Origin of the sequence: Allobosea sp. TAF32 (assembly GCF_052113585.1) — a bacterium.
GTDB lineage: Bacteria > Pseudomonadota > Alphaproteobacteria > Rhizobiales > Beijerinckiaceae > Allobosea.
The window spans coordinates 35,856-60,840 of record NZ_JBFRDM010000006.1 but is presented as its reverse complement, the minus strand read 5'-3'; the positions used below and the strand labels follow the sequence as shown (position 1 = coordinate 60,840).

25 protein-coding genes are annotated in these 24,985 nt (G+C 66.4%); 12 read left to right on the top strand and 13 right to left on the bottom strand.

Annotation, left to right across the window (positions count from 1 at the left end; all coding sequences use genetic code 11):
- The first annotated feature begins 12 nt into the window (after positions 1 to 12).
- From AB4Z16_RS13835 to AB4Z16_RS13825, 3 genes are all read left to right on the top strand, one after another.
- Positions 13 to 378: a response regulator gene (locus AB4Z16_RS13835; RefSeq protein WP_038359309.1), complete on the top strand. Its 366-nt coding sequence runs from the start codon at positions 13 to 15 to the stop codon at positions 376 to 378.
- A gap of 68 nt (positions 379 to 446) precedes the next feature.
- Positions 447 to 1,565, top strand: coding sequence for a chemotaxis-specific protein-glutamate methyltransferase CheB (gene cheB / locus AB4Z16_RS13830; RefSeq protein WP_441511931.1), 1,119 nt, complete (start codon positions 447 to 449; stop codon positions 1,563 to 1,565).
- Entirely contained in the window at positions 1,562 to 2,452 is an 891-nt protein-coding gene (locus AB4Z16_RS13825) for a CheR family methyltransferase (protein WP_441511930.1), read from the top strand. Before cheB ends, AB4Z16_RS13825 begins: the two co-directional genes overlap by 4 nt.
- Positions 2,453 to 2,615: 163 nt before the next feature.
- On the opposite strand, the gene ctrA is transcribed toward AB4Z16_RS13825, so the two are convergent.
- Positions 2,616 to 3,317: a response regulator transcription factor CtrA gene (gene ctrA / locus AB4Z16_RS13820; RefSeq protein ID WP_441511929.1), complete on the bottom strand. Its 702-nt coding sequence runs from the start codon at positions 3,315 to 3,317 to the stop codon at positions 2,616 to 2,618.
- A 434-nt stretch (positions 3,318 to 3,751) separates the two neighbouring features.
- Between ctrA and fliI the strand changes: the two genes are divergently transcribed.
- Both fliI and AB4Z16_RS13810 read left to right on the top strand, forming a co-directional pair.
- Positions 3,752 to 5,098 (top strand): flagellar protein export ATPase FliI, encoded by a 1,347-nt coding sequence (gene fliI / locus AB4Z16_RS13815; protein ID WP_441511928.1) that lies wholly within the window; start codon positions 3,752 to 3,754, stop codon positions 5,096 to 5,098.
- Positions 5,099 to 5,132: 34 nt separating this feature from the next.
- Positions 5,133 to 5,486 carry a DUF1304 domain-containing protein gene (locus AB4Z16_RS13810; RefSeq protein WP_441511927.1) on the top strand — a complete coding sequence of 118 codons (354 nt, stop codon included), beginning with the start codon at positions 5,133 to 5,135 and terminating at the stop codon, positions 5,484 to 5,486.
- A gap of 6 nt (positions 5,487 to 5,492) precedes the next feature.
- Here the strand turns inward: AB4Z16_RS13810 and AB4Z16_RS13805 are convergent, their stop codons facing one another.
- The gene (locus AB4Z16_RS13805; RefSeq protein ID WP_441511926.1) at positions 5,493 to 6,698 is read right to left on the bottom strand and encodes an MFS transporter; all 1,206 of its coding nucleotides are present in this window, start codon (positions 6,696 to 6,698) and stop codon (positions 5,493 to 5,495) included.
- A 232-nt stretch (positions 6,699 to 6,930) separates the two neighbouring features.
- Here AB4Z16_RS13805 and fliJ point away from each other — a divergent pair, with 232 nt between their 5' ends.
- The gene (gene fliJ / locus AB4Z16_RS13800; protein WP_441511925.1) at positions 6,931 to 7,335 is read left to right on the top strand and encodes a flagellar export protein FliJ; all 405 of its coding nucleotides are present in this window, start codon (positions 6,931 to 6,933) and stop codon (positions 7,333 to 7,335) included.
- 127 nt (positions 7,336 to 7,462) lie between these two features.
- On the opposite strand, the gene AB4Z16_RS13795 is transcribed toward fliJ, so the two are convergent.
- A complete protein-coding gene (locus AB4Z16_RS13795) occupies positions 7,463 to 8,122 on the bottom strand; it encodes a GNAT family N-acetyltransferase (protein ID WP_441511924.1) in 660 nt (219 codons plus the stop codon).
- 28 nt (positions 8,123 to 8,150) lie between these two features.
- Between AB4Z16_RS13795 and AB4Z16_RS13790 the strand changes: the two genes are divergently transcribed.
- From AB4Z16_RS13790 to AB4Z16_RS13780, 3 genes are all read left to right on the top strand, one after another.
- On the top strand, positions 8,151 to 8,576 hold the full coding sequence (locus AB4Z16_RS13790) for a hypothetical protein (RefSeq protein ID WP_441511923.1): 426 nt from the start codon (positions 8,151 to 8,153) through the stop codon (positions 8,574 to 8,576).
- Between the two features lie 73 nt (positions 8,577 to 8,649).
- The gene (copM, locus tag AB4Z16_RS13785) at positions 8,650 to 9,024 is read left to right on the top strand and encodes a CopM family metallochaperone (protein ID WP_441511922.1); all 375 of its coding nucleotides are present in this window, start codon (positions 8,650 to 8,652) and stop codon (positions 9,022 to 9,024) included.
- Between the two features lie 142 nt (positions 9,025 to 9,166).
- A complete protein-coding gene (locus AB4Z16_RS13780) occupies positions 9,167 to 10,204 on the top strand; it encodes a lysylphosphatidylglycerol synthase transmembrane domain-containing protein (RefSeq protein WP_441511921.1) in 1,038 nt (345 codons plus the stop codon).
- 1 nt (position 10,205) lies between these two features.
- Here the strand turns inward: AB4Z16_RS13780 and AB4Z16_RS13775 are convergent, their stop codons facing one another.
- Complete coding sequence (locus AB4Z16_RS13775; RefSeq protein ID WP_441511920.1) at positions 10,206 to 11,126, bottom strand: DMT family transporter; 921 nt, start codon at positions 11,124 to 11,126, stop codon at positions 10,206 to 10,208.
- A 79-nt stretch (positions 11,127 to 11,205) separates the two neighbouring features.
- Positions 11,206 to 13,335 carry a flagellar biosynthesis protein FlhA gene (gene flhA / locus AB4Z16_RS13770; protein ID WP_441511919.1) on the bottom strand — a complete coding sequence of 710 codons (2,130 nt, stop codon included), beginning with the start codon at positions 13,333 to 13,335 and terminating at the stop codon, positions 11,206 to 11,208.
- Positions 13,336 to 13,629: 294 nt separating this feature from the next.
- Here flhA and AB4Z16_RS13765 point away from each other — a divergent pair, with 294 nt between their 5' ends.
- The gene (locus AB4Z16_RS13765; RefSeq protein ID WP_441511918.1) at positions 13,630 to 15,078 is read left to right on the top strand and encodes an MFS transporter; all 1,449 of its coding nucleotides are present in this window, start codon (positions 13,630 to 13,632) and stop codon (positions 15,076 to 15,078) included.
- A gap of 121 nt (positions 15,079 to 15,199) precedes the next feature.
- Entirely contained in the window at positions 15,200 to 15,520 is a 321-nt protein-coding gene (locus tag AB4Z16_RS13760; protein ID WP_441511917.1) for a hypothetical protein, read from the top strand.
- 12 nt (positions 15,521 to 15,532) lie between these two features.
- Here the strand turns inward: AB4Z16_RS13760 and flbD are convergent, their stop codons facing one another.
- The 8 genes from flbD to AB4Z16_RS13720 all read right to left on the bottom strand — a co-directional run bounded on the left by flbD (position 15,533) and on the right by AB4Z16_RS13720 (position 23,524).
- Positions 15,533 to 16,897, bottom strand: coding sequence for a sigma-54-dependent transcriptional regulator FlbD (gene flbD / locus AB4Z16_RS13755; RefSeq protein ID WP_441511916.1), 1,365 nt, complete (start codon positions 16,895 to 16,897; stop codon positions 15,533 to 15,535).
- 146 nt (positions 16,898 to 17,043) lie between these two features.
- Positions 17,044 to 17,394 carry a flagellar motor switch protein FliN gene (gene fliN, locus AB4Z16_RS13750; protein ID WP_441511915.1) on the bottom strand — a complete coding sequence of 117 codons (351 nt, stop codon included), beginning with the start codon at positions 17,392 to 17,394 and terminating at the stop codon, positions 17,044 to 17,046.
- Positions 17,395 to 17,397: 3 nt separating this feature from the next.
- Positions 17,398 to 17,973: a FliH/SctL family protein gene (locus AB4Z16_RS13745; protein ID WP_441511914.1), complete on the bottom strand. Its 576-nt coding sequence runs from the start codon at positions 17,971 to 17,973 to the stop codon at positions 17,398 to 17,400.
- Positions 17,974 to 17,995: 22 nt separating this feature from the next.
- The gene (gene fliG, locus AB4Z16_RS13740) at positions 17,996 to 18,985 is read right to left on the bottom strand and encodes a flagellar motor switch protein FliG (RefSeq protein WP_441512213.1); all 990 of its coding nucleotides are present in this window, start codon (positions 18,983 to 18,985) and stop codon (positions 17,996 to 17,998) included.
- Between the two features lie 104 nt (positions 18,986 to 19,089).
- The gene (gene fliF / locus AB4Z16_RS13735) at positions 19,090 to 20,781 is read right to left on the bottom strand and encodes a flagellar basal-body MS-ring/collar protein FliF (protein ID WP_441511913.1); all 1,692 of its coding nucleotides are present in this window, start codon (positions 20,779 to 20,781) and stop codon (positions 19,090 to 19,092) included.
- 200 nt (positions 20,782 to 20,981) lie between these two features.
- On the bottom strand, positions 20,982 to 21,257 hold the full coding sequence (gene sciP, locus AB4Z16_RS13730; RefSeq protein WP_038359348.1) for a CtrA inhibitor SciP: 276 nt from the start codon (positions 21,255 to 21,257) through the stop codon (positions 20,982 to 20,984).
- A gap of 107 nt (positions 21,258 to 21,364) precedes the next feature.
- Positions 21,365 to 22,036, bottom strand: a complete 672-nt coding sequence (locus AB4Z16_RS13725; RefSeq protein WP_441511912.1) for a flagellar hook assembly protein FlgD — start codon at positions 22,034 to 22,036, stop codon at positions 21,365 to 21,367.
- Positions 22,037 to 22,051: 15 nt separating this feature from the next.
- Positions 22,052 to 23,524 carry a flagellar hook-length control protein FliK gene (locus tag AB4Z16_RS13720; RefSeq protein ID WP_441511911.1) on the bottom strand — a complete coding sequence of 491 codons (1,473 nt, stop codon included), beginning with the start codon at positions 23,522 to 23,524 and terminating at the stop codon, positions 22,052 to 22,054.
- 246 nt (positions 23,525 to 23,770) lie between these two features.
- Between AB4Z16_RS13720 and mnmA the strand changes: the two genes are divergently transcribed.
- Positions 23,771 to 24,955: a tRNA 2-thiouridine(34) synthase MnmA gene (mnmA, locus tag AB4Z16_RS13715; RefSeq protein WP_441511910.1), complete on the top strand. Its 1,185-nt coding sequence runs from the start codon at positions 23,771 to 23,773 to the stop codon at positions 24,953 to 24,955.
- Positions 24,956 to 24,985: the final 30 nt, after the last annotated feature.

Genomic DNA, 24,985 nt, shown 5'->3' with positions numbered 1-24,985 from the left:
TGGAGACAGACCATGAAGTACTGCCTCGTCGTCGATGACTCAGCGGTAATCCGCAAGGTCGCACGCCGTATCCTGGAAGGTCTTCAGTTCCGCATCGCCGAAGCCGAGGATGGGGCACGCGCCATCGATGCCTGCAAGGGCGAGATGCCCGATGCTGTGCTGCTCGACTGGAACATGCCGATCATGGACGGCTACGAGTTCCTGCGCACGCTGCGCCAGATGCCCGGCGGCAAGCGGCCGAAGGTCGTCTTCTGCACCACCGAGAACGACATCGCCCATATCGCGCGCGCCATGCATGCCGGCGCAGACGAATACATCATGAAGCCCTTCGACAAGGAAATCGTGGCGTCCAAGTTCCATCAGGTCGGCCTGCTCTGAGCAGTCCGGCGGGGGCGGATGCCCGATCTCCGTCGGACGGCACTGCCGATCCAGTAAGCAGCATGAGCATGATGGCGTCCCGCCTCCCCCTTCCGGCCCCACCGACCCGGCACAAGACGGTCGTGATCGCCGACGATTCCGTTGTCGTGCGCGGGCTTTTCGCCCGTTGGCTGGGGGAAGCCGGCCATTTTCACGTCGTGGCGGTGGCCGGCGACGGCGAGACGGCCGTGGCCCATGCGACGCGCTACAAGCCGGACGTCATGGTGCTCGACCTCGACATGCCGGGCGTCGACGGCGCTGCGGCACTGCCGCAGATCCTCAAGGAAAGCCCCAATACCGGCGTCCTCCTCGCCGCCACGCTGAACGAGCGCAACACCCGCATCGCGCTGGAATGCATGACCAAGGGCGCGATGGACGTCGTCTCGAAACCTGACAGCCGCGCCGGCATGACGCTGTCGCTGGATTTCCGCAGCGAATTTCTGCTCAAGCTCGGCAACATCGCCCATACGCCGGCACGCCCCGGCTCCCTGCCGCCTGAGGTCGACATCGTCGATCTGCCGCATGGCGGCCCCGTCAATCTGCGCCCCCTGGTTTCAGTGATGCCGCGCTATCTCGTGATCGGCGCCTCGACCGGCGGGCCGCGCGCCGTCGCCAAGGTGCTGTTCGATATCGGCGAAGGCCTTCACGACCTGACGACGCTGGTCGTCCAGCACATGCCGCCGCTGTTCACAGCCTCCTTCGCCGAGCAGATCGCGAGCCATATCGGCGTGCCCGCGCGAGAGCCCTTCGACGGCGAGCGCTTGATGCGCGGCACCGTCTATGTCGCGCCGGGAGGGCGCCATCTCGGCATTGACCGCCGGCTCGGGCACATCGTCGCGCGGATCGGCGACGAGGCGCCGGTCAACTTCTGCCGGCCCGCCGTCGACGTGCTGTTCAACGATGCCGCCCGCCATCTCGGCGCTGCGACGATGGGCCTCGTTCTGACGGGTATGGGTAGCGACGGCACGGAGGGCGCCGGTGCCCTGCGCAAGGCCGGCGCGGCCGTTTTGGCCCAGGATGAGCCGAGCAGCACGATCTGGGGCATGCCGGGCGCGGTCGTCCGTGCACGCCATGCCAGCAGCGTGATTGCGCTCGACGAGATCGGCGCCTCGATTCGTTGCCTTGTGCGCGGGGTGCAGCCGGCATGACCGAGACCGATTTCGCCTTCCTGCGCCTGCTGCTGCAGCAGCGCTCGGGCCTGTCGCTGACGCCCGACAAACTATATCTGGCGGAAAGCCGCCTGAGCATCCTGTGCCGTCGGCGGGGCATCGCCGATATCGCGACGCTGATCGGCCAGTTGCGGCTCGGCCGCGATCGCGTGCTTGAAAGCGCTGTCGTCGATGCGATGACGACGAACGAGACGCTGTTCTTCCGCGACCGCATGCCGTTCGACCTGTTCCGCGACGTGATCCTGCCGGAGCGCATCGCGGCGAACGCCGCCAGCCGCTCGCTGCGCATCTGGTGCGCCGCGGTATCGAGCGGACAGGAGGCCTATTCGCTGGCCATGATCATCGACGACCTCGCCGAGCGCCTCGCCGGCTGGAAGGTCGAGATCATCGGCACCGACATCTCCTCCGAGATCCTGGAGAAGGCGCGCTCGGGCATCTACAGCCAGTTCGAGGTACAGCGCGGCCTGCCGATCCAGATGCTGCTCAAGCATTTCGAGCAGCGCGGCGACAAATGGCAGATCTCGGAGCGGCTGCGCCGCATGATCGATTTCCGCCATCACAATCTGCTGGAGCGGAACGATCATTTCGGCCGGTTCGACGTCATCTTCTGCCGCAACGTGCTGATCTATTTCGATGTGCCGACGAAGGTGAAGGCGCTGGAGTTGCTGACGCCGCGCCTCGTCCCTGACGGAGCTTTCGTTCTCGGCGCAGCGGAAACGGTCCTCGGGCTAGCCACCAGGCTGACCTGCGATCCCGAGCACCGGGGCCTTTACCGCCAGGCCGCCGCTCTCGCCGCGCAGCCGCGCAGCGCCGCGCCGCTTGCCAATCGAAGCTTTGCGCAACCGCTGGCGGGCTGGCGCGCCTGAGCGCCGGACATCGCCACATCGGCACCGTCGGCGGTTGGCCAAAACAAAAACCCCGCCTCGCGGCGGGGTCCCGTCGACCTGTCGTGTACATCCGACGATCAGGTCAAAACTTGTATGCCATCGCTTCGTGACTGCCCGATGACGGGCCGGCGACGGGAATGCGTCAGGCCGTAATGCGCTCGTCGACCTCGGAAGGCTCGCGCAGCACATAGCCGCGGCCCCAGACGGTCTCGATGTAGTTCTTGCCGTCCGACGCGTTCGCCAGCTTCTTGCGCAGCTTGCAGATGAACACGTCGATGATCTTGAGCTCTGGCTCGTCCATGCCGCCATAGAGATGGTTGAGGAACATCTCCTTGGTGAGCGTCGTGCCCTTGCGGAGCGAGAGCAGCTCCAGCATCTGGTATTCCTTGCCGGTGAGGTGGACGCGGGCGGCGTCGACTTCCACGGTCTTGGTGTCGAGGTTGACGACCAGATCGCCGGTCGTGATGACCGACTGGGCGTGGCCCTTCGAGCGGCGCACGATCGCATGGATGCGGGCGACCAGCTCGTCCTTATGGAACGGCTTGGTGAGATAATCGTCGGCGCCGAAGCCGAGGCCCTTCACCTTGTCCTCGATGCCGGCGAGGCCGGAGAGGATCAGGATCGGCGTCTTGACCTTGGCGACACGCAGGCTGCGCAGCACCTCGTAACCCGACATGTCGGGCAGGTTCAGGTCGAGCAGGATGATGTCGTAGTCGTAGAGTTTGCCGAGATCGACGCCCTCTTCGCCGAGATCCGTCGTGTAGACGTTGAAGCTCTCGGATTTGAGCATGAGCTCGATGCTTTGAGCGGTCGCGCTATCGTCCTCGATCAGCAGAACCCGCATGTCCACGTCCCCAATTTCGCCCGCAGGGCAGGTTAACCGTTGCTTTCGCCCGGACCTTCCCGGCCCTTGGCGACGACGCACTTGCCCAATGAAACGCCACGCGACACGCTACGAGGAAACTGGTTAACAAACCGTGATTCCCGAGCGCAAGCGCTTCCTCGGAGAAAGTGAACGATCCTTGTCGAGGTGAGTCGAATTTGACACGGATCGATGAACTCTCACCCGCGAAAAGCGCCCTTTCGCGGAGGGATGCTGCGAGAAACGGGGCCAAACGGCCCTGCGACACGCGGCAGCCTCGATCTGCAGTGTTAATCACAGAGCTTAACGGCTGGTAAATGAGCGCAATTTGTTAGGAACCATTACCAAATCATCCACAAGGGCGATTTGCCGAATATCCCGCCCCCCTCGCCGACCGGCAAGGACGTCATCGCATCATGAATTCCCCCTCGCACGGCCATGACCGTCTCTCGGCCCTCGCCTCCGCCATCGAGCACATCGAGGGGGTGAGCATCTATGGCCGCGTCATCGGCGTGCGCGGCCTTCTCGTCGAGGTCGCCGGACCGATCGGCGCGATGAGTCTGGGTGGCCGTGTCGGCATCGAGATCGCCGCCGGCACCCGCGTTCCCTGCGAGGTCGTCGGCTTCTCCGGCGAGAAGGCGCTGGTGATGCCCTTCGGCGGCCTCGACGGCGTGCGCCGTGGCTGCCCGGTCCATGTCGACCGCGCTCAGCCCGGCCTGCGCCCCACTCCCGCCTGGCTCGGCCGCGTCGTCGATGCGCTCGGCCGGCCGGTCGACGGCGGCCCGCCACTGCCGCAAGGCGATACGCTCTATGCCTTCCGCAACGATCCGCCGCCTGCGCATAAACGGCGGCGCGTCGGCAGGCCGCTCGATCTCGGAGTCCGCGCTCTCAACGCCTTCCTGACCTGCTGCATCGGCCAGCGCATGGGCATCTTCGCCGGCTCCGGCGTCGGGAAGTCGGTCCTGCTCTCGATGCTGGCCCGCTATGCTCAGGCCGACGTCAACATCATCGGCCTCGTCGGCGAGCGTGGCCGCGAGGTGCAGGAGTTCCTGCAGGAGGATCTCGGGCCGCAGGGCCTCGCCCGCTCGATCGTCGTCGTCGCCACCTCCGACGAGCCGGCGCTGATGCGCAAGCAGGCGGCGCTGACCACGCTGACTCTGGCAGAGTATTACCGTGATCGTGGCCTGCAGGTGATGTGCCTGATGGACTCGGTCACCCGCTTCGCGATGGCGATGCGCGAGATCGGCCTCGCGGCAGGCGAGCCGCCGACGACAAAAGGCTACACGCCGACCGTCTTCGCCGAGCTGCCGCGCCTGCTGGAGCGAGCGGGCCCCGGCACAGAAGACGGCGCGATCACCGGGCTCTTCACCGTGCTGGTCGATGGCGGCGACCATGATGAGCCGGTCGCGGACGCGGTGCGCGGCATCCTCGACGGCCATATCGTCATGGAGCGCTCCATTGCCGAGCGCGGCCGCTACCCCGCCGTCAACATCCTGAAATCGGTTTCGCGCACCATGCCGCGCTCCTGCGATCCGGCCTATTACCCGACCGTGCAGAAGGCCCGCGCGACGCTCGCGACCTATGCCGACATGGAAGAACTGATCCGGCTCGGCGCCTACCGTCAGGGCGCTTCGGCCGAGGTCGACGAGGCAATCCGCCTGCACCCGGCGCTTGAGGCCTTCCTCAAGCAGGCGAAGGACGACGCGACCCCCTTGCCCGAATGCTATCAGCGCCTCCATGCGATCATGAGCGGCAGCGTGTGACGCCGGTTCACCCTTTTCACAGGAAACCCTATCGATGATCGGCTCGGCTCTGATTGGCCTCGTCGCCCTCATCCACATCTACATCGTCATTCTGGAGATGTGGCTGTGGGATACGCCGCGCGGCCACAAGGCTTTTGGACTGACGCCTGAATTTGCGGCGCGCTCCAAGGTGCTGGCAGCCAATCAGGGGCTCTATAACGGCTTCCTGGTCGCCGGCCTCGCCTGGGGACTCTGGCTCGGTGCCGGGGGCTTCGCGATCAAGCTGTTCTTCCTGGCCTGCGTCCTCGTAGCCGGCCTCTTCGGCGCAGCGACTGCCAGCCGCAAGATCCTCTACATCCAGGCGCTGCCGGCGGCCCTCGCCATCCTCGCCCTGCTGATGGGTATCTGAGCCGCTTCAGGCCCGCGCCATCATCCGCACCAGGGCGAACATCGCGGCGAACCCGATTGCCTGGATCGCAGCGGAAACGATCAGCGTCAGGTCGGCTCCAAGCCGCTCGACCATCACTGCGAAGAGCAGCGGCGCGGCGGCAAAGGCCATGTTCTGGGGCACGGTGAGCTTGCCTAACATCGCGGCGAAGCCGTTCCGGCCGAACAGGGCGAGCGGCAATGTTGCCCGCGCCACCGAAATCACGCCCAGCGCCGCGCTGAACAGCATGACGAAGCCAGCCGCGGCGCCAATCGTCATCGGAACGAAGGGCAGCACCAGGCATAGCGCCGGGCCCAGCATCAGGCCGAGCAGGGCGGTCTTCTCCGCCGGCAGGCGCTCGCCGACAGTGGCATCGATGGCGCGCGCTGCGATCGTCGCCGGCCCGCTCAGCGTCGCGATCCAGACGGCTTCCGCCTGCGTCAGCCCGGCCTCCTGGAACAGGGTGATCAGGTGTAGCGGCAGCCCCCAGGACACCAGCCCGCTCGCCGAGAAGGCGAGCGCCACGAGCCAGAAAGCCGCCTTGCGGGACGAGGACGGAACGCGCCCTTCCTCGCCGGCCGAGAGAGCTCCGGTCACCTTCGCCGCCGGCTGCACGGGCTGGAGGCGCGGGACTGCGGCGTAGATCGGCAGCACGATCACGATCTGCATCGCCGCGAAGACGAGCACGGTAATGCGCCAGCCGAAAGCGTCCATCAGAACTGCGGTGAGTGGCCAGAACACGCTGGAGGCAAGACCCGTCACCAGCATCATCAATCCGATGACGCGCCGGGTCCGCTCGCCCATCAGCTGCGCGATCGCGACGTTGCCGACATTGGCGAGCGACATCGCATGTCCCAGCCCAATGACGAACCAGCTCGCGAGATAGCTGACCGGCCCCTGTGCGGTGGCGAGAACGGCGAGCCCAAGCGCGCAGATGACCGCGCCGACGCACATCGAGCGGCGCGTGCCTTCGCGGTCGAGCAGGCGGCCGATCGCCGGAGCGACCAGCGCGCCGGTGATCAGCAGAATGGTGATGCCTCCGAAAACGATCTCGGCATTGAGGCCGAGATCGCGGTCGAGCGCGCTGACCAGCACGGAAGGCGAATAGAAGGTCGAGCCCCAGCCGATGATGCGCGTGAGGGCGAGGCCGAAAAGCAGGGGGCCGTGCCCGCCGAAACGAGGAAAGGCAACCAAGACAGGACATCCGCTGACAACGGGCCGAATGGCCGCTGGCTCAGTGAGTAGATCATCGCGACAGGCTGCGGCAGGAGCCGCGACGCGGCTTGAGCATGCAGAAAAAGCAGCCCGTCTCGGTAAGGAAAGGTCAACCTCCTTGCGCCATGCTGCGCCACGTCTCGCGGATAGAGTTCAGGCCCGCGCCGAGGGGTCGGCAGAGGCCAATGCGTAATCAGGAGTTGGAAACGACATGAAGTCGCGAGAGACCCTTCTGCGGTTGAAGCGCTTTCAGGTGGACGAGAAACGTCGCCGGGTGAGCCAGATCGAGATGATGATCGCCGACTTCCACAGGATGGCGAACGATCTCGATCGGGAGATCCAGTCCGAGGAAGCCCGCGCCGGAATCACCGACTCGTCTCACTTCGCCTATCCGACCTATGCCAAGGCGGCTCTGGGCCGCCGCGACAACCTGCGCCAGTCGGCCGACAATCTGAAGGGCCAGCTCGACGAAGCCAAGGCCGAGCTGCAGGAAGCCTTCGAGGACATGAAGAAGGTCGAGATTCTCGACGATCGCGAGCGCGCTACCGAGCGTGCCGCGGAAGCCGCCCGCGACCAGGCGACGATGGACGCGATCGGGCTGCGTTCGCGCGCCTGACCCGCTTCAAGAGCATTTTCGAGCGACGTGCCCCCGGCTCGCGTCGGGAAAATGCGATAGAATAGAGATTCTGGAGTTCCCAGGGATTCAGTGAAAAGGGCGGCGTCCTCGCGGACGCCGCCTTTTTTCATGCGATGACGGGATGGTGCTCGACGGCGTCCCTGCGCAGCTTGCCGGTCAGGCGCGGATCATCGTCGACCTCGACCCCGCGCTTGAACACCGTGAAGCCCGAGCGCTGATAGAAAGCGAGCGCGGCCGGGTGATCGAGCGTGCAGGTATGCACCCAGAAGCGCGAGATCGGCCGGGCCCAGGCCAGTTCAAGCGCCCGGTTCATCAGCCAGCGACCCGCCCCCTTCCCGACCACGGGCTCATCAAGCCCGAAGAAGGCGAGCTCCCCCTCCCCCGGCACACGGAAATCCAGTTCCAGCAGCCCCGCATCCTGCCCGTCGAAGCGGACGGCAAAGACCGAGACAGCCGGATCGCAGAAGATCGCTTCGAGTTCGGCGCGCGGCTTGGTCAAGCGGCTGAACCACATCCAGCGCTCGCCGAGCCGGCGATAGATGCGCAGATAGCGCTCGATATCGGAACGATCGATCGGATCGAGCGAGAAGCCCTCGGTCCCGGGCGGATCGGAGCGCTGCGTCGGCCGCTCGAACATCTCGAGCGATGTCACGATCGTCGCGATCTTGCCCGGCGGCAAATCGGTCGTTCCGGTCAGGGTAATGGTCAGGTTCTCGGACATGGAAGGCAGATCGCGGCTCGAAAGAGTGATCGTCGCCGCGATCATGACATGATCGCGGTCGAAAGAGCATTCCGTGATGATGCATGCCCGGCGTGACACCATGGTTGGATCGGGGCGGCCGCGACGCGGCCGCCCCGCCGGCTGGCTGTTCACGCTGCTGGTGATGTGTTTCGCGGTGCTGCCGCATGTCACCTTGGCGGCCTCGATGATGCGCATGCCGATGCCCGCCTCCTCGCATCACGGCGAGACGACAGCTGCAGGCGCGGGCGAGCGGGCCGAGGCTCGCGCCCCCTGTCACGAATCGACCGCGGCCAAGCACCCGGTTTCCGCCGCGCCGCCTTGCTGCATCATCGGCTGCGGCCTGATCGCGCAGGCGCCGTCGGCCCCGTTATTGCCGGTGCTGATCGTCTGGTCGCGGACGCATCCGCCGATCGCGATGCTGTCCCGGGGGCTCTCCATCGAGCCGGCGGAGCGCCCGCCACGCGCCCTGGCGATCTGAGTCGAAATTTCCACGGATTATGACGCCGCTTTCCGGCGCGATCCGCGTTTTCCATCGTTCAAGGACAAGACAGATGAATCGTACAGCAATCGCATTGGCCGCCTTCCTCGCAACCGGCACGCTGGGCGGCGCCGCGCAGGCGCAGCAGCATCACGGCCAGCACGGCGCGCCCGCTGCCGCAACGACGGCCGAGAATGCATCGACCAAGACCTACAAGGCGGCCAACATGAAGATGCACAAGGACATGGACATCGCCTATTCCGGCGATGCCGATGCCGACTTCGTCCGCGGCATGATCCCGCACCATCAGGGCGCGATCGACATGGCGCGGATCGTCATGGCCCACGGCAAGGACCCGGAGATCCGCAAACTCGCCGAGAGCGTCATCCGCGACCAGGAGAAGGAAGTCGCGATGATGCAGGATTGGCTGAAGAAGAACGGCAAATAACCTAGTCCAGCGCGGGGGCAGGCGTCTTCGGGCGCTTGCCCTTGCCCCCACACGCTGGCACAGAGAACGACAGGTTCGCGCCGCAGCGGTGACGACGTGGGCCACCCGCCACCCGTCACCAGTTCCCAGCCCCGCGGCCTGTATGAAACGTTATCTCGACTATCTCTGGCCGATCATCGGGCTCGTCGCGGTGGTCTGGTCGGTCGAATTGCTCTGGGGCAAGCTCAAGGCCGAAGCCGGATCCGACGCCGCAATCGAAGCGCTGCTCACAGACGCCAGCCTCTGGCAGAGCATCAAGATCATCGCCCAGCGGATCGGCCACAAGATCGCGGTCATCCCGCCGGAGGCCTTCTTCCACGCCGCGCTCGCGACGCTCGTCGCCTATGCCGCCCTCGCCTGGTACGACCGGATCGCCCTGATCCATCTCGGCAAGGAGAAAGGCATCTCCTGGTTCTATATCTCGCTCTGCTCCTTCGTGACCTACGCGCTCTCGCACAATATCGGCGCCTCGGTCTTCTCGGGCGGCATGGTGCGCTACCGGGCCTATACGGCAAAGGGCCTCACGGCCGCCGAAGTTGCAATGCTCGTCGCGCTCTGCTCCTTCACCTTCGCCTTCGGCACCATCTTCCTGATGGGCCTTGTCCTGATCTACGAACCGCAGATCCTGCACCCGCTCGAACGGATGTCGCGGTGGTTCGCAATCAGCGACAACACGGCGCGCATGATCGGCGTCGGAATGCTCGCCTTCGTCGCGCTTTATACGATCGGCTCGTGGCTGCGCTTCAAGCCGCTGAAGATCGGCAAGTTCGAGATCATCTATCCGCGTCTGCCCATCGTCATCAGGCAGTATCTCGCCGCCCCGCTCGAACTGGCAGGCGCGGCCGGCATCATCTATTTCGCCCTGCCCGATCAGGGCAATCCGGGCTTCCTGATCGTGCTCGGCGCCTTCCTGCTGTCCTTCTCGGCCGGCCTTCTGAGCCAGGTCCCGGGCGGCGTCGGCGTGATGGAGGCGGTCTTCCTTGCCGTCATGCCCGGCGTGCCGGCCCCGGCGGTCTTCGCCGCGCTGCTGATCTGGCGGCTGTTCTATCTCATCCTGCCGCTGGTGTTCTCGCTGCCAATCGTGCTGGCCTTCGAGCGGGCGCAGCTCAAACGCAGCACCCGCATCGCACCGCCGCCCTGAATCAGGCCGTCACAATCTTCGCGGGCTTGGCTGATGGCCGCTTGAGCGCAATCGCGGCGGCTCCGAACATCAGCAGCGCGCCGGTTGCCTCCGACCAGCCGAAAGGCTCGTGCAGGGCCAAGACGCCGACGGCGACGGCGATCGCCGGGCTGATGAAGGCGTAGAGACCGGCCCTGAAGGCGCCCCAGTCGCGCAGCAGCCGCAAATAGATGGTAAAGCCCATCAGCGAGCCGCCGATCACAAGGAAGATGAGCGCGGGCAGCACTGGCCACCGCACCAGCTTCGCCAGATCGTCGTAGCCGACCGGCTCTAAGGAGAGCGAAACGGCGGTGAGGCCGACGCCGCCGATCAGGGTCTGCCATCCGGCGAGCGTCAACGTCGGCATCGATCCCGCGATCGGGCGCGCCAGCACCGCGCCGACACAGTAGAGCAAAGTTCCCGCCGCTACGGCCGCAAGCCCCCATGCCTCCAGCGGATCGCCCTGCGCCAGCGACAATCCGCCAAGCGCGCGCGTCGCGAACAGGAAGCCGAGGCCGACCGTGCCGAGCCCGATCGCCGCGAGCTTGCGCCCGTCGATGCGGTCGCCCTCGAAAGCGCGGGTCGCCAGCAAGGTGAAGATCGGGATCGTCGCGAAATTGACGATGGCGGCAAGCCCGCTCGGCGCATGCGCCGTGCCCCAGAACAACAGTGTGTAGTTGCCGGTGTTGAGCAGCAGCGCCGTGCCGATCAATCGCGGCCAGGCATCGCGCGGCACTTTCGGCACGTCGCGCCCGGCCCAGATCAGCATCAGCAACCCGGCGATGGTGAAGCGTGCCGCCGCCAGGAAGACCGGCGGCACATCCGCCGCACCGACCTTGACCGGCAGCCAGGTCAGCCCCCAGACGAGGCACATGACGGCGAAGAGAGCAGCGTTGCGGGACATGGCCTCCGCTTAGCCGCAGCTCCCGGCGCTGACCATTGCGCCGCGGGCATCGGACCCCCGTGGAAAGCGGAGGCGAGCCTCAGACGCTGCCGACGGTCTTCAGGCGCACGCGCGGATGGATCTCGGCCTGCGACAGCACCGGCGTCTCGCGGCGGAAGCGCTCGATGATCTGGCGCGCGAAAGGCCGCGCCATGGCCGAGGTGACGAGTGCCGGCATCTCGCCGATGCGTGCGGCATCCTCGAACTTGTCGCGGACGTGATGCACGAACTCCTGCAGCCGCGAGGGCTGCATGGCGAGGTGCCGGTCCTCGCCCTGTCCGATGACCGACTCGGCGAAGACGCTTTCCCAGGCTGGCGACAGCGTGATGATCGGCAGCACGCCATGCTGGTTCGAGAACTGCGCGCAGATCTGGCGCGCCAGCCGGGCGCGGACATGCTCGGCGATGTCGCGCGGATTGCGAACGCCGGCAGAGACCTCGGCGATGCCTTCGATGATGGTCGGCAGGTCGCGGATCGAGATGCGCTCGGAAAGAAGCATCTGCAGAACCCGCTGGATGCCGGTGGTCGAAATCTGGTTCGGCACGATCTCCTTGATAAGATCGGCATGGTCCTTCGGCAGTTCGCGCAGGAGCTTCTGCACCTCGCCATGCGAGAGCAGCTCCGGCATGTTCGACTTCAGCACTTCCGTCAGATGCGTCGAGATCACGGTGGCGGCGTCGACCACCGTGTAGCCGCGCAGCTGGGCCTCGTCCTGTAGTGCGCCGTCGATCCAGGTCGCCGGCAGGCCGAAAGTCGGCTCCAGAACGTTGTGGCCGGGCAGGTTCACCGAGCCGCCCATCGGGTCCATCGCCATGTACTGGCCGGCATAGACGATGCCATGGCCGGCATCGATCTCCTTGATCTTGATATAGTAGTGGTTGGCCTCGAGCTGGACGTTGTCGACGATGCGAACCGCCGGCATGACGAAGCCGAGCTCGGCGGCAAGCTGGCGGCGCAGCGCCCGCACCTGATCGGTCAGCCGGTCCTGTCCGCCCGCGGCATTGACCAGTGGCAGCAATCCGTAGCCGATCTCGATCTTGAGCTCGTCCATCTTGAGCAGGTCGTTCAGCGTCTCCTCGCGCGGCGAGCCGTCCGCCGCCAGCGCCGCGCCGGGCTGCGCCGCCCCGGTGAGCGCCTGCTCGGCCTCGCGCGCCTTGGCAGCCTGGCCGAAGCGCCGGGCGAGGAAGCCCGCGCCACCCGCCAGCAGCAGGAAGGGCAGCATCGGGATACCCGGCAGCAGCGCGATCAGCAGCATCACCGCGGCCGACATGCCGAGCGCCTTGGGATAGCCGGAGAGCTGCTTGCCGAGCGCCTTGTCGGCGGCGCCGCGCACGCCCGCCTTCGAGACCAGCAAGCCCGCCGCGGTCGAGACGATCAGCGCCGGGATCTGGCTGACGAGGCCGTCGCCGACGGTGAGCTGCGTATAGTTGGTGGCCGCCTGGCCGAAGCTGAGCCCCTGCTGCGCCACGCCGATGATGATGCCGCCGAGCACGTTGATGAAGGTGATCAGCAGGCCGGCGATGGCATCGCCGCGCACGAATTTCGAAGCACCGTCCATCGAGCCGAAGAAGGAGGATTCGTCCTCCAGCGCCTTGCGGCGGACCTTGGCCGTCTCCTGGTCGATCAGGCCGGCGGAGAGATCGGCGTCGATCGCCATCTGCTTGCCGGGCATGGCGTCGAGGGTGAAGCGGGCCGCGACCTCGGCGATGCGGCCCGAACCCTTGGTGATGACGACGAAATTCACGATGATCAGGATGGTGAAGACGATCACCCCGATCACGAAATTGCCGCTCATCACGAAGCCGGCGAAGGCCTCGATGACGTGGCCCGCCGCCGAAGTGCCCTCGTGGCCATGCGCGAGGATGAGGCGCGTCGAGGCCAGGTTCAGAGCCAGCCGGAACATGGTGACGATCAGCAGCACGGTCGGAAAGGCGGAGAACTCCAGCGGCTCCTCGATGAAGAGCGCGGTCATCAGCACGAGCACCGACAGGATGATCGAAAGCGCCAGCATCAGGTCGAGCAGCACCGCCGGCATCGGGAAGATGAGCACCACCAGGATGCCCATGACGCCGATCGCCAGGAACAGGTCCGGCCGGTTCAGCAGCTTTCCCAGCGCGCCGCGATCCGGGATGCTGAACCCTCTTCCCTGCCCCGCCGTCACATCGGTCATCGACCGCTCCGCCCGCCCTATGCCCGCCCATGGCAGGCCTGCACTCCGAAGCGGAGCGCGACCCGGCAATTCTTGCCGGGTTCATGGTGAATGAATGGTTAAGCCCGGCCTCAGGCACCTGTCCCCGAATGCGTCACCGGAACCTTCGCGGACACGGATTGTTTGCGTTTCGACCCAACGCGCACCGGCTCCGCCGATATCACGCAACGTCATTCCTGCGCCGGCAGATCTCCCGTGCCGGTGCCTGCCCACTCAAAGCGCCGCAAGAGCGCCGTTCGTCATCGGGGACGACCCGTGCAGCATGTTCAATCGCAGGCAGCGGAACGCCCCGTCGTCGAGACCGACGTGCCCGCCCGTCTCGACCGGCTTCCCTGGTCGCGCTTCCACACGCTCGTCGTCGTTGCGCTCGGCGTCACCTGGATTCTCGACGGACTCGAGGTGACGCTCGCGGGCGCCGTCTCGGGAGCGCTGAAGGAAAGTCCGGTCCTCCGCTTCACCAACACGGAGATCGGCATTGCGGGGGCGGCCTATATTGCCGGCGCGGTGCTGGGCGCCGTCTTCTTCGGCTGGCTCACGGACCGTCTCGGCCGCAAGAAGCTCTTCACGATCACGGTTCTCGTCTATCTCTCGGCCACGGCCGCGACCGCCCTGTCCTGGAATGTCGCGAGCTTCATCGCCTTCCGTTTCCTGACCGGTATGGGCATCGGCGGCGAATACACTGCGATCAATTCCACGATTCAGGAGCTGATCCCGGCCCGCGTGCGCGGCTGGACCGATCTGGTCATCAACGGCTCGTTCTGGATCGGCGCAGCGCTTGGTGCGCTCGGCGCCATCGTCCTGCTCGATCCGGCCCGGATCGACCCGGAATATGGCTGGCGCCTCGCCTTCTTCATCGGCGCCGCACTGGGCCTTGCCATCCTCATCCTGCGGCACTGGATTCCGGAGAGCCCGCGCTGGCTGATCAGCCACGGCCACCCGGAGCGCGCCGCCGCCATCGTTGCCGATATCGAGCGCCGCGCCGGCTTCGTCGCGCCGGCAAACGAGGTTCTGATGCCGACCCGGCTGAGGCCGCGGGCCAAGACTCCGCTCGGCGAGGTCTTCCACGCGCTCTTCGTGGTCCATCGCGAGCGCGCACTCGTCGGCCTTGCGCTGATGCTGTCCCAGGCCTTCTTCTACAACGCCATCTTCTTCACCTATGCGCTGATCCTGACCGATTTCTACGGTGTGCCCTCGCAGCAGATCGGCTGGTTCATCCTGCCCTTCGCGGTGGGAAATTTCCTTGGCCCCCTGTTGATCGGGCGGCTCTTCGACACGATCGGCCGGCGCGTGATGATCGCGGCGACCTACGCCCTGTCGGGCCTGCTTCTGACCGGGACCGGCTATCTCTTCTGGAAGGACTGGCTCACGGCCTCCCAGCTCACCTTGTGCTGGAGCGTCGTCTTCTTCTTCGCCTCCGCCGCTGCGAGCTCGGCCTATCTCACGGTCTCCGAAACCTTCCCGGTCGAGATGCGGGCGCTCGCCATCGCCGTGTTCTATGCGCTCGGCACAGGCGTTGGCGGCGTCGCCGGCCCCTGGCTCTTCGGCATCCTAATCGACACCGGCTCGCGCGGCAGCGTTTTCGGCGGCTATCTGCTCGGCGCCGCGTTGATGCTGGGCGCCGCGATTATTGCGGCCCGTTTCGCGATCCGTGCCGAGCGTCGGCCGCTCGAGAGTGTTGCCAGGCCACTGAACGCCGTCGATTGAACGCAGCCGTGACCATAGGGACGAAATCCGCGCTCCCGGGAACAAAGCATCCTTTAAATGCATTACTTATTGCCGGCTTTCCGGCCTTAAGAATGGATGGGACAACAGCCTGGAGGTCGTCGTGGACAGACGCTCATTCCTGATCACACTGGTCGGAGGCTTCGCCGCAGCCGGCATGGGCGGCATTGCTGCCGTCGAAGCGGCCCAGCCGAAGCCGGACCTGACGCCGGAAGCGGGGCCCGCGAAGGGCGATGAAGCAGTGCCGGCCGATGTGAAGGAGGCGCTGGACAAGACCGACGCCGAATTCAGCCAGTACTATTACTATCGCCGGCCGCGTTACGGCTATTATCGGCGCCCCTATTACCGGCCGTATTACCGCCCGCGGTATTATTACCGGCCGCGCTACTATCGGCCGCGCTACTATCGCCGGCGCTATTGGTGAGCCCTGCGCGGGTCAGGCGACGCTGATGCGCGTCTGACCCGGCTCCGCCACGGTGATGCCGGCGGCGGTGTATTCGCCGAGCTTGTTGCGCAGGGTGCGGATCGAGATCCCCAGTATCTTGGCCGCATGCGTGCGGTTGCCCAAGCAATGGTCGAGGGTATCGAGGATCAGTTCGCGCTCGACATCGGCGACCGTGTTCCCCACCAGCGAGCGGGTCATAGCCTCCGCAGTCTGCGCAGCGCGCGCGGCGGAATCGCGCGCGGGCGCCGAAGACAGCACCTCGCCTTCCGGCGTCAGCACGGCCGTCGCTGCGATTTCCGGCCCGCTGGCGAGGAGCACCGCCCGGTGCATCGTGTTTTCCAGCTCGCGGACATTGCCGCGCCAGGCATTGCCGAGCAGCAGCTTGCGCGCATCGGCCGCGATCGGCCGCATCGGCATCCCGTTCAGATCGGCATATTTCTTCGCGAAATGCTCGGCCAGCGCCAGGATGTCGCCGGGCCGCTCGCGCAGGGCGGGCAGGCGCAGATGCACGACGTTGAGGCGGTAGAGCAGATCCTCACGGAAGGCGCCCTCGCGCACCGCGTCCGCCAGGTTGCGGTTGGACGTCGCGATGATGCGGATATCGACCTTGACCGGCTGCGTGCCGCCAACGCGATCGATCATCCGCTCCTGCAGGGCGCGCAGCAGCTTCGCCTGCAGGCGCACATCCATCTCGGAGATTTCGTCGAGCAGCAGCGTGCCGCCATGGGCCTCCTCGAACTTGCCGATGCGGCGGGCGATCGCGCCGGTGAAGGCGCCCTTCTCATGGCCGAACAGCTCGGATTCGAGTAGGTTGTCGGGAATCGCCGCGCAGTTGACCGCGACGAAAGGCCGGTCCTTGCGTCCCGACTTCTGATGCAGATGGCGTGCGATCACCTCCTTGCCGGTGCCGCTCTCGCCGGTGACGAGGACCGGCGCTTCCGAACGCGCGATCTGCGAGGCGAGCTGCACGACGCGCTCCATCGCCGGGTCGCGCCATATCAGGCTGGACTGATCGGCCGCGACCGCTTCCAGCACCGCCGCGATCAGCTCCGGATCGGGCGGCAGCGGCACGTATTCGCGTGCACCGGCCTGGATCGCTGCGACGGCGGCACGCGCATCGGTCGAAGTGCCGCAGGCGATGATCGGCGTGCGGATGCGCTCGGCTTCCAGCGCCGCGACATAGGCCGCGATCGGCTGGACAACATCGATCATCAGGAGATCGGCGCCCTTGGCGCGCAGCACCGCGAGCGTCTGGTCGAGCCCATCGGTGTGGGTCACGGCCGCTCCGTGCGACATCGCGATCTTGGCGGCGGCGATGATCTGTCCCTTGAGACCGCCGGCGATGATGAGGCGCATGGCTCAGGTCCTTCCGCTTGGAGCATCGGACCGAAAAGCGGCATCCGCTTTTCGGATGAATCCGATGCTCAGACAAAGAGATAGATCGCCACCATGCGTCCGCTCGGATGCACGGCGATCTAGCGTCACGATGGCAGGACCGGTTCTCACCGGTCGGCCTTGATGATTTCGGTCATGGTCACGCCGAGCCGATCCTCGACGACGACGACCTCGCCGCGCGCCACCAGTCGCTCGTTGACGAAGATGTCTATCGCCTCTCCGACGCGCCGGTCGAGCTCGAGAACCGCGCCGGGCACGATCTGCAGAAGGTCGCCCACCGCGACCTTCGAGGAGCCGAGCACGGCCGAAACCGTGACCGGCACGTCGAAGACCTGTTCCAGATCTTCGGCCGTCTTGACCGGGACCGGCCCCGACCGCGCGACCGAGGTCTGGTTCTGGTCGAAGGACAGGTCGGCCTGGTTCAGCGGCGGCAGGTTGAGGTCATTCTGCTGGCTCATGGCTCAGACTTTCATGGTTCCGCCCGGCCTTCCGAACACGCGGGCAACCGCCTGTTCGACCAGAGCCGAAAGCTGCTGGCTGTCGAGGACGAAACCGCCCTCGGCCCATTCGATGCGCCCGTCGCCGGGCACGATGTCGGCTTGTCCAAGCACCATCAGCTTTCCGGCAAAGCCATGCTCGGCAGCGAGCTTGCGGGTCAGTTCCTCCGCCTGCTCGACCACGGCCTCGTTGACGCGCAGGACGAGATGCGGCGCCGTCCGGGCATGGCTCAAGGCTTCGCGCACGGCTCCGGCCAGCGCCGCCATCGGCTTCTCCGCCAGCGCAGCGCCCGCCAGGGCTTTCGCCGCTACGAGCGCGACATGCGCAGCGTGCTCCTCGATCGCCGCGGCCCGCGCCGCTTCCTGCGCGAACAGCCGCTCGGCGGAGCGGGCAAGCTGCCCGGTCAGGCCGGCGAGCTGGGTCTGCGCCTCGCGATGCGCCTGCTCCTGCCCGGCGCGGAACCCCTCGGCGCGCGCTGCGGCGAGATCGGCTTCGCCGGCTGCCTTGCGGCCGCCTTCGCGGAAATCCGTCCCGAACATGAATTTCGTTGCGGAAACCATCTCAATACACCAGTTCGTCTTCGGAACCGCCCTTGGACAGGACGATTTCGCCCTTGTCCGCGAGATCCTTCGTCAGCTGGACCAGTTTGGTCTGGGCCTCGTCGACCTCCTTGAGCCGCAGCGGCCCCAGCCCCTCCATGTCGTCCTTCATATTCTTCGCGGCGCGCTGCGACATGGCCCCGTAGAAGAAATCGCGCATGGATTGGCTCGCGCCCTTGAGCGCGCGCGCCAGCGTGTCCTTTTCGGCCAGGCGCATCAGCGTTTGCAGGCCGGCCGGGTCGAGCTTTCCGAGGTCTTCGAAGGTGAACATCAGCGCCCGGATGCGTTCGGCCGATTCCTGGTTGGAAGCATCGAGCGCCGAGAGGAAGCGGAGCTCCGTCTGCCGGTCGAAGCCGTTGAATATCTCGGCCATCATCTCGTGCGGATCGCGCCGCCGCGTCTGGGTCAGCGTCGAGACGAACTCGGTCCGCAGGGTGTTCTCGATGTGATCGAGCGCCTCCTTCTGCACCGATTCGAGCCGCAGCATGCGTCCGACCACCTCGATCGACAGCTCGTTCGGCAGGTTGCGCAGCACGTTCGCCGAATGGTCGGGCCGGATTTTCGACAGGATCACGGCGATCGTCTGCGGGTATTCGTTCTTGAGGAAGTTCGCGAGCACGACGGCATCGATATTGCCGAGCTTCTGCCACATGTTGCGGCCCGCCGGCCCGCGGATCTCCTCCATGATCAGCGCGACCTGATCGCTCGGCAGGATCTTCTCGAGCAGCGAGATCGTCCGGTCGAAGGAGCCGGTGATGGCGCCGGCGCTGGAGAGCTTGCCGACGAACTCCAGCATCAGCCGCTCGACCTCGTCAGCATCGACGGTGCCGAGCTCGGCCATGGCGCGGGTGATGATGCGGATCTCGTCGTCGTCGAATTCCTGCCAGATCTTCTTGCCGTGATCCTCGCCGAGGACGAGCAGGATGACGGCCGCGCGCTGCGGGCCGGTCATCTGGTCGATGGTGGTCGCGCCGAAGCCGCCGCCCTCGATGCCGTCAGGGAGGCCGGTGCTGCGCGTCGCGAGGGAGCGTGTCTCTGCCATGGTTCAGCGGCCCGTCACGCCGGTGACTTCTCGTGGATCCAGCTCCTGAGCACCGCGACCGAATCGGCCGGGTTCTGCGCGACCAGCGCCCCGATCTTTTCCACCGATTGTGCCTTGAGCTGCCCCTTGACCTGCGCGATGGCCAGCATCCGCTCGGACGGCATCTCGACCTCCGCCTGCAGCACCTCCCCGTCGGGACCGACCGTGGCAACGGCGCGGCCGGGCACGCCAGCCGGGTCGCCGGTCGTGCCGTCCGCGAGAACGGCACCGTTGCGCATGAAGGAGGGGATCGCGCGGACATTGCTGTTGTCGGACGCGAGGACCTGCTTCAGCAGCGGCCGCACCACGGTCATCAGCACGACCACCGTCAGCAGCGAGATCACGCTGAGCTCGACGAAGCGGACGAGATCCTCCCGGGTGAAGGACAGCAGCTGCTGCATCAGCGTCTGCTCGGTCAGGTCGTTCGGCGGAGGCGGCGCCTCGGCGAAGCGCAGGTTGACCACCTCGACCTTGTCGCCGCGGCCCTGATCGAAGCCGACGGCGGTCCGCACCAGCTCGCCGATGCGCTCGAGTTCCTCGGTGTTGCGCGGCTGATAGGCGAGCTCCCCGCCGGAGCTGCGGCTGTAGTTGCCGTCGACGAGAACGGCGACCGAGAGCTTCTTGATCCGGCCGCCTTCCAGCACCTCGGTGCGGGTCGTGCGGGAAATCTCGTAGTTCGCCACCTCCTCGTTCTTGGAGGAGTTCTCGCGCTGGGCCTGCTGCGCACCTTGCGCCTGCTGGGCGCCCGGCAACTCGTTGCCGACTGTGACCGCGCCGTTGCCGCCTTCGTTCGTCGTCGATGCCTCGGTGCGGTTCTGGCTGGAACGCAGGACGCGGCCTTCCGGGTCGAAGCTTTCGGAGCGGCTCTCGACGCGGTTGGTGTCGAGCGCCGCCGAAACCTGCACCCGCGCCCGGCCAAAGCCGACGACGCTGGCGACGATGTCCTCGACCTGCGACTTGATGCGCTTCTCGATCGCGGTCTGACGCTCCTCGATGCCGAGCCCGATCAGGCCCTGATCGCTCTGGGCGCCATCCGCGAGCAGGCGGCCGCGCTCGTCGACGATCGAGACACGCTCGGGCTTCAACCCGTCCACCGCCGAGGCGACGAGGTGGCGCACCGCCCGGACCTGCGCCGCATCGAGGTCGCCCGCGAGCTTGAGCGCGATCGAGGCGCGCGGCGCCTCGCGGTCCCGCTCGAACAGCCTGCGCTCCGGAATGACGAGATGCACGCGTGCCGCCTGCACCCGGCTGATCGAGCGGATCGAGCGGGAGAGCTCGCCTTCGAGCGCGCGCAGATGGTTGATGTTCTGGACGAAGCTGGTCGAGGAGAAGGCGTCGCCCTTGTCGAATATCTCGTAGCCGACACCGCCGCCGGCCGGGATTCCCTTGCCGGCGAGATCGAGGCGCAGGCGCGGCACGTCGGCCTTGGGGACCAGCACGGTCTGGCCGTCGCCGCGCAGCTCGTACTTGATGCCGCGCGTGTCGAGATCCTTGAGGATCGCGCTGACATCCTGGCTGGAAAGATCCGTGAACAGCACGCTCATCGCCGGCTGGGACATCTTCAGCATCACGAAGCCGAAGAAGCCGACGAGCGCCAGCGTCACCGCCAGCATGGCTGCCAGCCGTGCCGCGCCGAACTTCGCAAACTGCTCGATCAGGCCGTTCACGCCGCCATCCGTTCCACAGAATCGAAAGGACGGCGCACTTGCCGACCCACTAGGCAAGTTTTTCCCAGCGCATGGTTAGCAGTCGGTTAATTTTTCGGGGCGGCTCGTTAAACTTTCCACACGGACGTGCCGTGCAAACGCGAAAGGCGCCGGTCCTGATCGGACCGACGCCTTTGAAAACAAAAGAAAAAACCTGCCGCTTACTGGCGGTAATGCTGAATCCGGGTCGTCCGCAGCCCAGCGAGGCCATGCTGGTCGATTGACATCTGCCAGCTCAGGAACTCGTCGACCGTCAGCGTGTAGCGCTGGCATGCTTCTTCCAGGCTCAGCAGGCCGCCGCGCACAGCGGCCACCACCTCTGCCTTCCGCCGGATGACCCAGCGCCTTGTATTCATCGGCGGAAGGTCCGCGATCGTCAGCGGACTTCCGTCCGGTCCGATCACGTACTTCACCCGCGGTCGCAATGGCTCGGTCATGGTACTCTCACACAACTCAACAGAGCTACTGAGGGCAGCATAGAAGGCCGGCTTTAAAAATTGGCTAAAACGATCGTGTCGTATGTCCACGATTGATTCGCCCCGGCTCATTCGCTGCGCACCACGCTCTTCACCTTGTCGATCGGCACGCTGATCGAACCGATCTTCAGCATGGGGATCGAAGAGGTGAAGTCGACGCCGTCGACGATGCCGCTGATCTGCGTCTTGGCGGTGATGGACTCGCCGGCGACGTTCTTCGCGTCGATCGTGATGGTGTACTCGCCGTCCGGCGCCTTGGAGCCGATCGAGGTCGTGCCGTCCCAGCTATAGGTCTGGTCGCCCGCGACCAGCGTCTTGGTGGCGGTCTGGACGACGTTGCCCTTCGAATCCTTGATGGTGACGGTGGCCGTTCCGGCCGACGGCATGTTGACCTTCCACTCGGCCTTGCCGTCGATCAGCCGCGTGGTGGCACCATCAGCCGTGATCTTGGCGCCGATGAAGCCGACCGCGCTGGTCGCCGTGCCCGCCGCGTTCAGGCTGAGGAGCGAGCTCAGCGTTTCATTGGTCTTGAGCTGCTGCTCGACGCCGGCGAACTGAACGAGCTGCGCCGTGAACTGGTTGGTGTCGAGCGGGTCGAGCGGCGACTGGTTCTTGAGCTGCGTCGTCAGCAGCGTCAGGAACTGGTCGAAATTGTTCGCGATCCCGGTGGTGCCGCCGGAGACATTGGTGTTGTTGGTGGTCGATGTGCCCGTCGAACTGTTTGTCCCGGAAACCGCCATGGCGCTTGTCCTTGCTCAAATGCTGAGATCGACGCCGCCGAGCCGCACGAGGCGGCGCTGCGGGGCGGGATCGTTGGAAAGGGAGGCTTCGTCAGCCCGCTCATTGCCCTGCGGCGGGCGTGGGCGCTGCGGCGCCTCGTCGTGCTGCCGGTTTTGGCGGAAGGCCGATTGATCTGACGGATCGCGCAGACTGATGTCGACGCCTCCGTCGGAGGGCTTCAGACCCGCTTGCTCGAAGGCGCGTTCCAGCGTGCGGGCGTCACGCTGCAGCAGGTGCAGGGTTTCGACCCGGTCGACGACGAGCCTCGCGCTGACCTCGCCCTTGTCGGAGATCGACAGGTTGACGTCGACGCGCCCGAGTTCATCCGGATCTAGACGGATGTCGAACTGCTTCGAACCCGACATCGCGCGCATGCCGATCTCGATCGGCACCATATGGACCGGCGTCGGCTGGCCGCCCGCGACGCCCTGACCTTGACCTTGAGCCGGCGCGGCACCGTTCGCAGCCAGATTCGGATCGAGCGGCTGGAGAAGGCGGTCATGGCCCGGCTTTCCGGGCGCCTGCTGCAGCATCGTGGAGAGATCGAGCGGGCCCAAGGCCTGCTGCAAGCCGTCGAGCAGCTGCGGATCGGCTGCCGCCGGTGCCGCCTCTGCCTTCGTAGGGGCGCCGGCAATGGCCTTCTCGGCCGTACCCTTGGTCTCGGTCACCTGATCTGTCTTGGGAATTGCCTTGCCGTCCACAGACGCCGCATCCTCGGGCGCAACGGTTTCGGCGTCTTTCGCCGCCTTCGCGTCGACCTTGGCAACTCCGGGAAGTGGCAGCGGCGTCGCCTGAGGCTTCGCTCCATCGCCCACGGCGACAGCGGATCCATTGGCAGGCGTAGAGACGTCTCCACCGGCAGCGGAGGCCGAGACCGGCACTGGCAGCACCATCAACGCGACGGGATGAGGCGGCTGGGCGATCGCCTTGGCCTCCTCCGCGCCCGATGCCTGGCTCGCCGCGTCGGCTTCGCCGTCATCCGTCTTGGCCTTGGCCGGCTTCTGCTCGCTTTCGGCGGATTTCGCCTGGCCGTCCGCCTTCGGCTTTCCCTCGCCGTCCTGAACCGCGGCGGCTTCGGCCTGAGCCGCCGCGATCGCGATCAGGAAATCGATCCCTGTGGCCGCAGCTGGAGCTTCGGGCTGCGCTCCCGCCTGTTGGGGCTTGGACGGCTTGGCGACGACTTCGCCCGACTTCACGACAAGCTCGCCCTTTCCGTCCGCTGGCGCCGAAATCTTCTCGGCTTGGGCGCCAGCAGCCGCGGCAACAGCCTCCTCGACCGCGCCGGCCTGGTCGGTCGTCTTGCTGGCGATGCCCTTCCCCGCCGCTGCGTCGCTCCCCTCCTGCACCTCGGGCAAGGAAAAGGCATCGCTCTCCCCGCCCTCAGCGCGGCGGCGCGAAGCTGGAGCGTCCGACGCTCGCTGATTGGTGAAGACGGGCTGGATCGACATGAACGGTTCCGCGGCGCGGGCAACAACGCACCCGCCCGTCGCCAGCAAGTTGCACGCCAGAACAGAGACGTGATAAATCAATGCGTTAGAATGTCTTATCGGGACGGCGGCGGCAAGAACCGCCCGCATGAAAGCCGAAGGCCGGCAGGATTTGCCGATCCCGCTGGCAGCAGCCGGCCAAAGCCGGTATAGAGCCGGCAGACGCGCAAATGCCGAACTTCCGAGCCACGGACGCCTCCACAGACGATGACCACGCCCCGCAACTCACTCGACATCGCCAAGCCGCCAGCGGCCACGCGCGTCGTTGCGGCGATGTCGGGCGGCGTCGATTCCTCGGTGGTGGCAGCCCTGCTCAAGCGCGAGGGCTATGACGTCATCGGCGTCACGCTGCAGCTCTACGATCACGGCGCCGCCGTCCACCGCGCCGGAGCCTGCTGCGCCGGGCAGGACATCCATGACGCCCGCCGCGTCGCCGAGGCGATCGGCATCCCGCATTATGTCCTCGACTATGAGAGCCGTTTCCGCGACGCCGTCATCGAGCGCTTCGCCGAGAGCTATCTTGCCGGCGAGACTCCGATCCCCTGCGTCGAGTGCAACCGCACCGTCAAGTTCCGCGACCTGCTCGATCTTGCCAAGGAGCTCGGCGCCGATGCGCTGGCAACAGGGCACTATGTCGTCAGCCGCGACCTCGGCAACGGCCATCGCGGCCTGTTCCGCGCCGCCGACGCCAGCCGGGACCAGAGCTATTTCCTCTATGCCACGACGCAGGAGCAGCTCGACCTGCTGCGCTTCCCGCTAGGCCATATCGACAAGACCCAGACCCGCGCGCTCGCGGCCGAACTCGGCCTCGCCATCGCCGACAAGCCCGACAGCCAGGACATCTGCTTCGTCCCGAACGGCCGCTATGCCGATGTCATCGAGCGGCTGAAGCCCGGCGCCGCCCGGCCCGGCGACATCGTCCATCTCGACGGGCGCGTGCTCGGCCATCACGAGGGCGTGCTCCACTATACCGTGGGCCAGCGCAAGGGCCTGCGGCTCAGCGCGACCGAGCCGCTCTATGTGCTGCGTCTCGATGCCGACACCGCGCGCGTCATCGTCGGCCCGCGCGAGGCGCTGAGCGTGCGCGAAGTTCGCCTGCGCGATCTCAACTGGCTCGGCGAAACCGCGCTCGACGCCCTGCCGCCCGAGGGACTCGAGGTCGCCGTGCGCGTCCGCTCGACCCGCGCACCGCGCGATGCTCGCCTCTTCCGCGACGCGGAAGGCCTGCGCATCGAGCTTGCCGGCGACGAGGAAGGCGTCTCGCCCGGCCAGGCCTGCGTGATCTACGCCGATGCCGGCCCTGGCTCGCGCGTTCTCGGCGGCGGCACCATCCTGCGCCGGCCGCTCGCCATGTCGGCCACCGCCGCGCCCGCGGCGCTCGCCCTGTCCTGACGGGCTCAGCTTCTCTGCTCGGATTCCTGC